Below are 13932 nucleotides of genomic sequence, written 5' to 3'. Positions count from 1 at the left end.
GCAAAGCGAGTATTAAAGCGATCGGCCCCAGCAGTAGGCAGACGGCTAGGAGTTCCCTCGTGAATGCCAACGGCGATTTCCAACTCCTCACACTTCGTCCAAAATGGATCGTAGGCGCGATCGCTCAAAACTCGTCCCTTGACTGGGTTGGGACGCAAAAAAACTGCTTTCCAGCCAAAATTAACGATGCGGAGCAATTCTGGCACCATCTCTTCTGGATCGTGAAGATTAATGCTGCCCACACCTTTGAGTATTTGGGGATTAAAACTACAAAAATCTCGCAGCCAATTATTATAAGCCCTCACAAAAGCACCCACCAGTTGAGGTGCCATAGTGTTTACCGCAGTGATAAACAGCAGGGATGTGGGATAAATAAATGCTACATCAACCCCCATCTCCATCATCGCTTGCACCTGAATTTGCGGGTCAGCACCAGCTAGTGGCTCGACTTCCAAAAACGGTTTTGCCCATTGACGTAGATATTGCTCGGAGAACTTATTAATAATTGGTTCTCCCTGAATTTTCAAGTCTGGCGAAGGAGCAAAATGCTTGAAAGCTGGCTCCAGATACTCTTCCCAAATGCTGTGCGGTTCGTAAACGTGAGCATCGGCATCGATAATTTTATAGCCTTTAAACATATTTCGGGTAATGGGAAATTATAACCACATTGGAATTGGATTCAGATTATCTTCAGATATTGGTTCGTTTAACCACCCCATTTGTAGGGGTACATCATAGAGTCGTCCTGCTGCTAAACGTTTCCAAAAGTGTCGCATTCCAGGCACAATTACCTTCACCACCTTCAACCCAATATCAGGACGAGTTTGGTCCAGGACTAACATTTCCATTCCCTTTTGTTCTACGATTTGTTGGCAGCGCTTGATGTCTTCTAGTAGATCGTCACTCCAGTTTTGAGCGTAATCGGCATAAACTTTAGGGCGACTACTTTTGTCGGGAACTAAATAGGGCTGATTCTGTAGCGTTGCAGTTTGCCACCAGTTTAATGCTGAGGGTTCCGCTGAGGAGGCGTACTGGGTTTTACCATCGGCGTTAGTTGGTAAGACAACACCCAGAATTTGATTGATTTCCGTCAGCGCTCTACTAACAGCAATTTTAGCATCGAAATGAGAACCAAATCCTAACAGAATATCTTCCGAGTCGCGATCGCCACATCGACTAACGGCAACAAACGTGGGAATATTCAAATCGCTGGTGAGATCTAAAACCCACAGATCTCGATGGATGGACTCGTAAGACTCTTGCAGAGAGCGAAAATAAGGTTCATCAAAACTGTCCAAATCCACCTCTGGTCTTTGAATTCGGTTGTACCACCACAGCGCCACGCTATCTCGTTCGACCAATTCCATAAAACCTTGGAGGATCGCCTCTTCCAGGGTATTACCCGCTGCACACCCGTTAGTATCTGCCCAACAGTCAGGTTTTTCTGGTTTGGGATAGCCAAAGTAACAGTAAGCAGTGGGGAGATACTTGAATTCCTGCTGAGTCAAAGACCAAACAGCCGTCCACTCGATCGCGTTGGTTTCATCAAATGGTTCGGGGACTCTTTGAGAAAGGCTCTGACAACCAGCATTCCAGTTTTGGCGATCGCTATATTGGGATTGGCTGAAGTTCATACAAGCGTTGGGATGAATCGCGCGATCGCCGAGTTGCTGGTAGCTGCTTTTAATTCTGATTTCATCTCCCTGGAAAACGCCAGAATATCTCTCTATAGCTTCTCCAAAACCGCTAACTCGTGCCTGAATATCCGTTCTTCCCTTTCCTCCACTTCTACCGCCAATGTTTTGAGCCAATCCTCTCAAGTCATCAAACATGGAGATAAAATGATGTTTGGCTACATAATTATGACAACCATCTAGGCGATCGGGTAACTTTTGTAATTCTCGGATCACCCCCGTGATGGGACTAATATGATGCTGATATTTGCTGAGGGTGGCTTCAGGAGAACTGCAACGGTGTCCACCTTCAGCAGTAAAAGTTTTCTTCCGACTACCGAGAATTAATGGCTGTGGTTTTGCACTATTCTGGCTTTTGCTCAATCCACAGATTGGGCATTGAGGACGCTTGGTGAAAATATGGCTTTGAGTCTCTAGAGTCAGAGTATCGTGAGTAATTAATACGCCTTCCAATCGTTTATTTTCCCGATTGTGAACGATCCATTTTAAGACTTCAATAGCTGTCATTCCTAAAGCCGTTTGCACCACACCGGGTATCTTCGCTAGGGGTGGTGTCAGCGGTGCTGTATCGTTAGTGCGTCTTTTAAGATACCCTTCAATGGGTCGATTGCATCGCAACCGTTGCGCCAAACACTCCCAACAGCCTGTTTTTCTAGGATAGAACAGGGGGCCAAGCCAGATAATTGTGCCAATCGGCTTGACAAGTAACCAGGGACGCGATTGTTGTAAAGCAAGCTGATTGAGCGCGGCTAGATCCAGTTGCAGGTAATCATCGCACAGAACGACTTCCAAATCGGCATCTTCACTGACCTGGATTTGGTGCGATTCCAGAGTTTGAATCAATTCAGCAGCGTCCGTAGAACCGTGAGCCCTCACTGCGACTTTGGTTGTCTGTAAGCGATCGCGAGCATCTGCAAAGCTAATATTCAGTTGGTGGCAAAAAATCTGTAACGATGGCGACAGAAACTCATCACCGTTGCTCAGATAACCCTGATTTTTTAACTGACTTAGCCCATAGTAGATATAAGATGCCGGCAGGCGATCTTGCAATTGATTTACAATTTCATCAATGCTATGATTGCCATCCAATAACGGAGCTAATTGGGCGTAGATAGGGTCGCTCAGTACAGCCGCATTCCTTTCAGACAAAAGGAAAACTCCTTCTGTTCTTTCTGTCTCGATGCGAAAGCAATCCTTAAATTTTGGCTTGTAATCGCGATACATTCTGTAAGCAAATTTATTGTATTAATTTAAGTATTTATTTGTACGTTGTTGCGCTTGAGCGCTAAAGCGCAACAACGTACCTAACCAGTTACTCATCAACTGGTGCTTAGAGATGACCTTAGCAAGCGCAGGTGGGGATATAGGGATTAAGAGGAGTGTACCCCCCATCTCCCTGGCCCTGACTCCAATCGCGCAACTCAGATACCGTCAAAACCGATGGACTGAGTGCGGGGCGCGGTGGATAAGCTATTACCATCACAAACTTTTTCTTGTCGTTATTGTAACCAGCCAACCAGCCATTAAATCGATCGACAGTTACCACCCAGACAAAATGTTCAGTCAAATCTTTCGTAAAAACATAGGGCTTTTGATTATTGGTAAGCTGCTGGTGAAGCTTAGGCAACGTTAAGTCACTCACCGATATGTCTCCAGTCAAATATTGAGACAGGCGATCGCTCTGTGCGATGATTTGATCGACAAACATACCCGGACAGTAATGCTCCTGAATGCAGGTACGTGCTAACTCTTTGACTGCATTGATAAATTCTTGTCTGAGATTTTCCTGCGCTTCGTTTGGCTTATTTTCGCTATAATCATGAGGCTCAAGCCAAGACCAAGCCACCAATTGCGACCATTGAGCAGCCAATTGCTGTGTTGTCTCAGTTGGGTCAAGCTGCATTTTTCCGAGCAGCGTCTTTAGGTCATCTTCAGCTTGAGTTGACTGATATCCACTGACTAAGCTTTGGATTGTATTGAATTCAGACATTGCTATCTTCTCCTTAAGATTGTAGCTAGATCGATGATATGTTGCTCTCTCGAAACTTTTGCTTCTCAATCAACGCTAAGTTCAGGAATTTGGTTTACCATCGCTTGATACATTATTTCTCGAACTTTTAGCACGTTGCAATAGAAAACTAAAATCTGACATGGCTTTTTCAGAAGTACCCCTAGAACTTGGTAGTGTTGCAGTAACGTGGCAGCCAATACACGAATCACCGTTGACCTGGGTTTGGGAATAAGCTTCCATAGCTACATTGAATAGCGGTCCTGGTGTAGTCCCCGTTCTACTGTTTGATATTAACTTATCATTTGTCAAAGACATAAGTTGACTAGCAGTAGGAGGATTTTGCACCCATTGAGTTCCCACAAGTTGATAGTATTGCCATACAGAATTACGAGCCACGTTTTGGAATTGTTTCTGCCAATTTTCATTCTGTTGTTGGAGAGATTTCTTTACAGAGTCACTGAGTTGGTTGCTTCTGCAATTGCGCTGTTCGGAGAGTCGTACAGCCTGGGTAGGAATTTGCGGCTTTATTTTCCCATCCTGGGATTTCGTCACCGCATGGGGAGATTGATCGCGCCAAAGAAAAGGCCATTCTACGTATGGATAGTTAGGTAGGCAAGACCCCTTATTTGGATCGTTTGGATCGCAATCTGGGTTGGATAGGGTTGGTTTCAATCCTAGAGGCCCATTATCCACTTTGAGATTATCCACCTGTTCAAAGGTAGCCCAAACCCATCCAGGAGTTGAACTTTGCTGTTTAGGTATTTTATAGGCAATATGGAAGCCAATCAGTCCGACTTCAATTTCCTGAAGTACAGGATCGTCAGTACCACAATTATCGGTAGTACAAACATATTGTTCTTTAGGAATTGCTAATACCCGCTTTGTGGTATAGTACCGACCTTTTTCCTCTGCGCTAGAGTTTTTATCAAAAACTCGCCAAGCTGCCTTAACTTCTATGGGTGCATCTATACTTGAATTTGTGGATTTAAACTCTAACTTTTCCTTTTGGTTGTACTCAGCTAATTTGCTAGCATCGTACCATTTATTATCCACAATTTGCTTGAATTCATTTGGGTTCAAATGACTCTCGACTATTATGTAATTTCCTTGTCGATCGACAATGGGAATGTTGTTGAGCAACAAATTCTTTTCTTCATTGCTAACCTCAATTTGGGCTGGACACTCCTTACTTTTAATAACTTTTTCGATCCAAGCACGGCTATTTTGTAAATTTTTTCGCAATTCCTCATTTTCTGGCGAACCCGTTCCTTGCCCTTTGATCAAGTCTAATTTTAACGTTCTGGCAAAAGGGTTGGATATATTTAGCAAAGGGTTTTCACCATTGGCAAGAAACACTTCTTCAGGAGTTCGATAAAATTCCCACACCCGTGGAGCGAGCGGTGCTTGACCCAAGGCAAGTTCCTCTAATGGCCTGGCATTATTAGCAGGCCAATTCAAAGTTACAAATGTTCTCCAAGCGATGTCGGCAAAAGCAAACGCATTATTGGAAATAGGGCTTTGTGGCAGCTCTTTGAAATTTTGCAGCTTTATTATAGGTGGAGGTGAATAGTGGCTATCCAATAGCCCCATAGCACGATAGGAGGCTACAAACCCTGAAAAAACAGAAATAATTGTTACGAGGCATACTAAACTCAGGAACCGAATAATCTTCATAGCTCTTTTGTTACTCCTGATAATCCCGAATCTTATCAACTGCTACTGAAATCGCCAAAATACTGCCTCTACAACTCGCAATTCACCGTCGCCAGATTTCCTTGTAAATTTACCAACCCCATACTTTCCAACTTAAATGCCTCCACTAAATCCAACTCCACAGGTGTGTGGCTTTTTACAACTTCCACGAATGCTACCAGCAACTCTGGCTGCTGTTGTAAATTCCACAGTTGTCGTTTTAGGCGATCGCCATAAATTCCGGCACAGATGGGAGAGTTTTGCAATACTTGCTCTAGAGTGACATCCCCACGCCCGATATGATAAAGAGCTACCCGTACTAAATAGGTATTCCTGTTTACAAAACCCGTCAGTTGCTGGGCATCTTCCGCTGACCAATCCAGTCCTTGCCGTTTCGCCAAATCCTGCACTTGCTCGCTTTTAAAGGGCCGTAGCCCCACCTTAAACGGCGATTTATTTACACTCAGCGGTATATACAGCTTAGTGGAGTGTACCACGACTAACCGGGGTTTTCGCCAAATTCCCCGATTTTTTGCTTCCTCGTGCCAAGTTCGCCAAAGTCCGCAACAGTCGATCGTCAAATTGGGATAGGCAAAACAAGCGATCTATATCGCCTCAAGCTAACACTAAAAATTTGGTTGTTGAGAGTAGCAAATACTGCTGGAAGTAGATCTTGCAGCTAACCAGGATGCCAAACAGCTACTCCCAAAATTCTGCTATTTGATTTCCCAGTTGCAAACCCAAACCGACGTTCGTAGAACCACCCCAATAATTTATCCAAATCTTGAAAATTTTCTCTATTTGCTAACTGAAAATGTATAAAATTTTTGCACCATTACTTAAAAGAGATGAGGTAAGATTCTCTAAAAATCCCTCAGCCTTCATCTGCTAATATTTGGGGTGAAAAATTCCCAACTAGGAGAAATTCCCTCTAAAGCTGCGAAACTGCGATCGGTCTAACTGACCTATTCCTCTCAAAAACAGCCCTCGGTTTCAAAGCAATTCTCAGCAACAGCCACAGCGATCGCCATTCTCCAGGAGTTTCCTGCCGCTGCCACTGGCCCGGGCGACAGTACAGCATTTCGATCAAACAGCGGTGCTGGCTAATATTCAGGCGATCGAACGCAATTCGCACAGTAGGAAATTCCCCAAAACTGCACTCTTTCCCATCCCCAAAACTAGACCCCAACTGAGATTTATCGCTCACCCACTCAATCTTAGCCACAGGAATAAAACAATTCTCTTCCATAATTTTCAGAGTCGCCGAATCGCAATCAATCAAACCTTTAGCCAAACGACGCTCAGTTCCCAACTCAACAACAGACGGCGCTAGCGCTCTCTTTGCCTTGACTGCCGCACTGCGAGAGAGCGCTTTTATTTTACCCTGGGATAAACTTGTCTCAAAGGCATATTTTGGCAAAATCTCTGCTGGGGTAAAACTCTCTTTACTACCCTTACCTTTCACCGCAAAACTTGGCCGCTGCGTCAAAGCAACTTCCGCGCCACTTTCCGAAATTACAGTGGTTACACCCCAAAAACTTTGACCGCCAATGTTTAATTGTACCACCCTGCGTAAATTGAACCATTCGTAAATGTCCGGCTTAGGGATATCCACCAAAATCAGTAATGCAATCCCGATCATCAACAGGTTGTAAGCACTCCAAATCCATCCCAAACTCATTCCTTTTGACAAATGTGCACTTTCTGATATTGACTGTACGGTGCCCACATTTTTAACTAAATTAATGTTTAAATTGTGCCACAAACTGAATCCAGTAGCTGCGAACAACACAATCAAAGGCCATCCCAAATTCCAGTTAAAACGAAAGCGATCGCTCGCAATTCCTTTCGGCGTCACCTGAAACCCTTTCCCAAAGGGATTCAGCATGGAACTCACCACCGTCACCGCTAAAGGAATACACTGAACAAACGAATAAACATCCGAAAGCAAAGCCGAACCCGATCTGCGGTTCAGCCAAGAAAATACAGTAAGTTGCACAAAATAGTAAGGCAGGAAAAAGTACAGCAATTCCCGCGCACTTGCCCGCAAAGGAATGATGCCGAAAAACGAATAACCTAAAGGTATCAACAGATAGAAAACCTTGGTTAAACTGGTAAACCAGTGCAGCAATCCTTCCAAATGAGACAGCCTTTGTATAAATCTGAGACCGCGAATTGTTAAAGGATTGGAATCAATAAAAAATGCCTGAAGCGTGCCTCGCGCCCAGCGTAGCCTTTGATTTAGATGAGCCTCTATATTTTCAGCCGCCAAACCAGCACTCAATTTTTCATCTAAATAAACTAAGCGATATCCGGTTGCTGACAGCCGAATTCCGGTAAAATAATCTTCGCAGATTGAATCTGTGACCAAGCCTCCCGCTGCTTCTAAAGCACTCCGCCTCACTACAAAAGATGTACCGCAACAAACCACGCTGTCGGCGCTGTCTTTGATGATTTCAATTTGCCGATAAAATATTTCTTCTTCCGGCGCGAGCACATTTTCTAAACCTAAATTACGGGAGATGGGGTCGTGGTTGTAAAAGCTTTGCGGTGTTTGAACGAGGGCTATTTCTGGATTTTGAAAAAATCCAACTGTGCGAGTTAAAAACTTTTTAGTGGGGATAAAATCTGCATCAAAAACTACAATTAGTTCTCCATTAGTAAGGGCTGTGGCATGATTAATGTTTCCCGCTTTGGCGTGAATATTATCGGGTCGGGTTATATACTCGCATCCCAATTCTTTTGCCAGCAACTTGATTTCAGGCCGCTTGGTATCGTCGAGCAAATATACTTTTTTGTTGGGATAATCTAAAGCTTGACAGCCAATTACAGTGCGCCGTAAAATAAAAGCCGGTTCGTTGTAAGTTGGGATGAAAATATCTACGGGCGGGGTGAAGTTTCCAGCTTCAACTGCAACTGCCATGCGATCGGCTTCTCGACGCCGGTCTTTCATTCTCAGCATTAAATACAGTTGAATACTCGTGTTGAAAACCAGTAGCATTTCTAGGAAAAACAGCCCCAAACTAAAGATACCGTTGAGGGGATCGGTTAAATTTAGAGTAGCGAGCGATCGCCATAAAACGTAGCGAATGGTTAAAGCCAGAACTATTGCAACTACTACGGCGCGTGACCATTTCTGCGGTTGAGGCGAAATTTTAATTGCAGCTAAAGCAACGGAGACAAGTGCGATCGTCGGCACTAACAAATACATCTTGCTCGTAGCAGGCACTTGCAGCCACACAGGCGGGTTTTGCTGCCAAGTGTTGATTGTGGCAAAAATACCGCTGACTGTACCTTCACGGGCAAACCAGGCTGCGGCGATCGCACCGGCGAAAGCAATCGCCCCCAACACGACTAGCGTTGCCGCCGGCACCCGCGAAATCCGCCAAAAGTGGCGTTTCAAGTCTTGAAAATCAAATCTTGAAGTTGTCATAAAATAATTTTAAAGTTCCGATCGTGCATCCAACAGTAACGGTTTCCTGCTGTCCACTTTTTAATTAAGTTGAAAATTCCGACACACCCCAATTACTATATTTACATTTTTTAACATTCTGACCATTGTATGATAATTCATCTTGCTTGCTGTTGCCAAACTGCTTAGCGAGTCGAAGCCTGGCAAAATATAGCAGAACGAAGAAGGAAGAAGATTTTAGTTACCGAGGAGAGAAGTCAGAAGCAATCTTCGGCAAGGATTTCAGAAATTAAGAACGTCCTAACTTACCTCTTGCAGCAATGTCAGCAACAGGCTTTCGGGCCTGTTCCACAATAAAAAATATTTCTTGTGGGCTGTTTCTGCGACGCCGCCCATAAAAAGCTGATTAAAAATGCTGCCACATCTGAGTCCTAAACGTCGGGCGCGCTTGCTATAGTTAAAAAAAAATTATCTTTTCTACAAATCAAATAGGATTGCTATATCAAACTATAGCAATCCCTAGGATTTAACAATTAGACGAATTTGACATCTAACTAAAGGTAGATTAATTTTATATTAATAAGAAAAATTACCGCGATCGCAGCACAAAAACCCAGCCACCACAGAACTAATCAGCCATTTCTAATTGCGAGATTGCATAGCGGGCGACAGCCAAACTAACTCTGGCTTGTTCTATTTCCGACAATTGGGCCCAAGGTCTTTTAGTCGCCATGACCAATTCCCCCCCTTCCGAATCCACATCTCGCATGGCATAAGCCAAAGGACGTGCCAACACCTGTAAATCTTCCTCAGCCCACTGAGGCAAAATATCTAAGACGCACTCTACCATCTGGTCAGCTAAAGATTGATACTTAACAGTTGCGTTTTGCACGCTTTGAGCGATGCTGGCCAGAAAATCTTGAGGAACGCGAGCAAATTTCTCGCGCAAAGACTTTTGCAGAGCAGTCGTCAGCCAAACTTGTTCTAATTGCGAGAATAAAACTTGCGACTTCAGGGCAATATCGCTGTCGCTGAATGAATCAGATAGCGCAAATTCCTGCTCTAGGGCAGTTAAATAAGATTCGGATTCAAGCTGTGCAGGATTCCAAGGGTAAGCAACATCAGTCTGAACAATTGTGGCGAGAAGTTCCATCTGGGCCTGAGTTTGAGACTCGCGAAAATATTCAGAATCAGTAGAGTGGGTAGCCATGATGTAATACCTCAGGGGGAAAAGGAAAATATAGAAGGGGGACTGTGCCAAGAGCTAGTTGGGAGCTATCAGTGGTAAGTAACTCTTTTAAATTCAGATTGGAGACTCAACGCCCAGAACTTTGCTGTGCCACTCGCCGCTTCCCTTCATTAGCTACACACGCACCTTAATTCGTTCCGCAATCAGTCTCACTGTAGCCCGAAGTTTTGGGAACCTCAATAGTGAACTCAAAAATCTGACCTTGAGAACTGCCAAATTTTAGCTGAGTCCCGCTGCGTAGCAGCAATTCTTGGTGGTGAACTCTCTGCCATCCCTCAGATCCCAAAACTAGAGTCCCGTAGCGAGAAAAATCGCGGAGGAAGTAGCTAGGTTCTTCCCGGCTATCTCCGATAGTGTTGCGGCAGAAAATCTCGGCGTGTTTTTGAGAAACCCACTGTTCTCGAATCACTACGTCGTTTTCTTCCCACCGTCCGACTCGAACCATACCTGCGCGAATCGGCCAAACCTGATTGGTGGAGTCGGTGGATTTGGCATTTGGTCGATCGCGCCCCCGCAAATAAGCACAAGACGGCAACCGTCCCAGCCAAGTAGAAGAATTTAAAGGCAACTCTGTTTTGAGGTCATCTACCAGCTCAGTTAGCTGACCGTCAAACTCAGGGTGCATATACAGCACAGGCAGCGTCCAAGCCGGTTGATTGAACTTGTAGAGCGTCAGTAACTGCTGTCTGGCGACGGCGACTGCCCGATCGATCGACATCCGTCCGGCCAAAGCTTGGGCAAAAGTTTGGATAAAACTCAGGGCCTCGCGATCGGCGATCGAGTCCCGCATCCCCAGCACCGCAGGCACCCCGTGATGGATCAGTACCTCAGCCAAACTGCTGCGGGCGATCGCCTGTTGCTGGCCGTTAGTTGAGTGCACCATCTCTACCGCCGGCTGAGCTCCCCAGCAGGCATTAAACACCGCCAGAGTCACGCGGCACCGAACTAATACCTGAGCCAGTTCAGTACCGTTAATCGCAGTGTCCGGCCCCAAAAACAGCAAGCCGCCGTCCGGGCCCGGTATCCCGTGGCCGGCGTAAAACAGAATGTTGTAAGCTTGCGTTTCCAGCCGAGAAATTAGTTCTGCCGGAGTAGGTTCGATGACAGTATCGACGCGAGTCGGAACACTGATGTCAAAATATTTGCCGCTGTCGTCGGTTTGAAAAGCACTTTCCAGAACCCCAGCTAGGGCGAGAGCTTCTTCTCCCAACTGCAAATGACCGTTATTACTGTTGGAAAATTGAGAATTAGCACCGCCGCCTGGTTCTGCTTGTCCCAAAACTAGCAAAATGTTGAGCGACTCCGCAGGCTGCAGGGGTGGCAAAGGTTCAACATTGCTGGTAGTGCGGCTGAACAGCAGTTGCTGCGACAGAGAAATTGCCGGTTGACCGGCTTGAGGCTGCATAATTTCCCAAGGCAAAGCAATTAAATACGGTTCGCGCAAATCTATGCGTACTCGCAGGGGTAGATTTTGCCCGATCGCGATACCTTTACTTTCCTGGAGACTACCCTGAATCGGCCCTTCAAACAGCCACTGCCAAAGATTAATCCCCAAATGCTGCATCAGGCGGCTGCTGTAGCTTGCCGGTGGCCGAGGCGGATGCTGATCCCCCTTGTCGCCCCACCCCCGCTGGCCGAGGTGGAGCGGCACAGAGGGCGTCGCTGGAGCGAGGTCTAGCGACTGAGGACTTCGTTGTTCAGTTTCTGCCAGTATATTCTGGTTGTTTTCCGGCGAGACGAAACTGCCATCAGGATTTAGGGGCAATTCGTGAATTGTCCCGGAGGGCGAAAACATTTCCTGCCAAGCTTTCCAAGATTGGGAGAGGGTATCGGGCCACATACAGTCGTGGTGAACGTACCCGCTGGGATAGGGAGCTTGTAGAACCCAAGTGGCAAAATGGTTTGCCCCAGCGGTTCTCAGGCGAGCGATCGCTATACTGAGGCAAGGACTTTCAGGGCGCGCCATTCACAACTATCGACTCTGGATATAGGGTTGGATTGAGTTTATCTATTCGTAGTTTATCGGGTTTGGGGTGCGATCGAGTGCGTGAGATTGCTTTGGGAGTTTTTACTTTTACTTAGTGCCCAAAAATTTATCTATATTCGGTAAATCTACCCAAGTTCCCGTAGCATTCGACTCCTGGGTCAAATCCATTAACAACTGCGAGTAAACCCCTTCTCTGAGGGACGGTATCAAAGATTTACCGGCATCTATTGCTTCTACCCACCTATCTACTACTCGAATAAACGGTGCAATCCTCCCGTCTGAATAAACTTGAGGAAACTCCAATCTTTGAGGAATTTTGATTTCAGCTAAAGGTTCTCCACCTTGGGAACCCCACAAGCGAAATCCGTGGACGTAATCTTGCTGGTTATCGCTTCCTAACACCAACGTACCCTTACTCCCGTATATTTCCACCCAGTGTCCCCGCCCTTGATAAGTAACAGAACTCAAACAAACTTGACAAGGAGTTCCCCCGGCTAATTCCAACATCAACGTGCACGAATCATCGGCATCAACTAATTTTAAATTTCCCCAATCATTCGGATCTGGCCGCGCCGAAATTCCTGTAATCAATTGCCCCGAAAGCCTTTGGGGCCGGCCGAACAGCCAGCTAATATAATCAAAAACGTGAGAACCTGTCGCACCCAAAACTCCGCCGCCTCGCTCTTTTTGTGCGTACCAATTCCAAGGGCGACTCGCATCAGCGCGGCTCGACACCAGCCAATCAATCTTAATTAAACGCTTTTCTCCCACATATTCTGCTGCCAATAATTCTGCTAGCATTTGCCATGCGGGGATGAAGCGAAACTCAAAGTCCATTGTGGCAATTGCTCTCGAACCACCATTGTTAAAATCGGTTTGAGATTCGTTGTTGGCCAATCGGTACAGTTCCCTGGCTTCATTTGCTGTTAGGGCTGTGGGTTTTTCTAACAATAAATGCTTGCCTGCTTCCAAGACGGTTTTGGCCATTTCAAAATGCAAAAATGGCGGTGTGGAAATGCTGGCTCCCGCTACTTCTGGGATGGCTACTATATCGGCGATCGAGTCGCAAGCGTAGGGGATATTGTGGGTAGAGGCGATCGCCTTTGCTTTGTCTAAATTCCGGTGGTAAACAGCCACAACCTCTGTCCGGTGATGGGCCTGGAATCCGGGAATGTGTACTTTTTGACCAAAACCTGTACCGACTACTGCAACGCCTATTTTTGACATAATTTAATAATTGGGAATTGGGAATTGGGAATTCGGAATTGGTAGCAGCTAACAAATAACTAACGACTGCAACATCTGCCTGACGTTCGATAATTAATCCGTGTATCCGTGTCCTCATCTGTGTCGTGCTTGGCTTCTTCCCTCATCCTTCTTCCTTCTTTCTTCTTCCTTCTTCCTTCTCCACCCATCCAATTACTTGTTTGCCCAAACTAACGCCGTCAAATAAGTCAATTTCTCTGATCCCTGTAGGGCTAGTGACATTAACTTCTGTGAGATAACCGCCAATGATATCAATGCCTACAAAGTACAGTCCGTCCCGTTGCAGCACTGGTTCTAACTGATCGCAAATTTGCAGTTCGCGATCGGTAATTTCTGTTTTTGCGACTCGGCCGCCGACTGCCATGTTGCCGCGAAATTCATTGCCGGTGGGAATGCGGTTGATAGCACCGATGGGCTTGCCGTCTAACAATATAATCCGTTTATCTCCCTCTTTGGCTTCCGGCAGATAAGTCTGAACCATCACTGGAATTTGCCCTTGTTGAGTGCTAATTTCCACCAGGGAGTTAAGATTGCGATCGCCCGATTCCAGAAACAAAATCCCCTCCCCAGCTTTGCCACCCAATGGTTTAAGAACTGCCGCTCCTTTTTTCTCAACAAATT

General features: G+C 45.8%; 9 protein-coding genes and 1 pseudogene. All 10 read right to left on the bottom strand.

Features of this window, described 5'->3' with window-relative positions; all coding sequences use genetic code 11:
• Window positions 1-638: amidohydrolase family protein (locus QUA38_RS21375; protein WP_333165298.1), on the bottom strand; the 638-nt coding region annotated here is incomplete at its 3' end.
• 18 nt (window positions 639-656) lie between these two features.
• On the bottom strand, window positions 657-2918 hold the full coding sequence (locus tag QUA38_RS21370) for a TOMM precursor leader peptide-binding protein (protein WP_333165297.1): 2262 nt from the start codon (window positions 2916-2918) through the stop codon (window positions 657-659).
• Window positions 2919-3036: 118 nt separating this feature from the next.
• A complete protein-coding gene (locus QUA38_RS21365; RefSeq protein WP_333165296.1) occupies window positions 3037-3684 on the bottom strand; it encodes a hypothetical protein in 648 nt (215 codons plus the stop codon).
• 81 nt (window positions 3685-3765) lie between these two features.
• Window positions 3766-5379: a hypothetical protein gene (locus tag QUA38_RS21360; protein WP_333165295.1), complete on the bottom strand. Its 1614-nt coding sequence runs from the start codon at window positions 5377-5379 to the stop codon at window positions 3766-3768.
• Window positions 5380-5447: 68 nt separating this feature from the next.
• A complete protein-coding gene (locus QUA38_RS21355) occupies window positions 5448-6002 on the bottom strand; it encodes an AAA-like domain-containing protein (RefSeq protein ID WP_333165299.1) in 555 nt (184 codons plus the stop codon).
• A 326-nt stretch (window positions 6003-6328) separates the two neighbouring features.
• The gene (locus QUA38_RS21350) at window positions 6329-8830 is read right to left on the bottom strand and encodes a glycosyltransferase (RefSeq protein WP_333165294.1); all 2502 of its coding nucleotides are present in this window, start codon (window positions 8828-8830) and stop codon (window positions 6329-6331) included.
• Window positions 8831-9437: 607 nt separating this feature from the next.
• Complete coding sequence (locus QUA38_RS21345; protein ID WP_333165293.1) at window positions 9438-10019, bottom strand: hypothetical protein; 582 nt, start codon at window positions 10017-10019, stop codon at window positions 9438-9440.
• 166 nt (window positions 10020-10185) lie between these two features.
• Window positions 10186-12024, bottom strand: a complete 1839-nt coding sequence (locus QUA38_RS21340; protein WP_333165292.1) for a CHAT domain-containing protein — start codon at window positions 12022-12024, stop codon at window positions 10186-10188.
• Between the two features lie 108 nt (window positions 12025-12132).
• Window positions 12133-13272: a Gfo/Idh/MocA family oxidoreductase gene (locus QUA38_RS21335; protein WP_333165291.1), complete on the bottom strand. Its 1140-nt coding sequence runs from the start codon at window positions 13270-13272 to the stop codon at window positions 12133-12135.
• 142 nt (window positions 13273-13414) lie between these two features.
• Window positions 13415-13932 (bottom strand): annotated as a pseudogene (locus tag QUA38_RS21330) (glutathione synthase); the annotation flags it as partial.

Source organism: Microcoleus sp. Pol12B4, assembly GCF_036701385.1.
Lineage (GTDB): Bacteria > Cyanobacteriota > Cyanobacteriia > Cyanobacteriales > Microcoleaceae > Microcoleus.
This window is presented reverse-complemented; position numbering and strand designations above follow the sequence as displayed.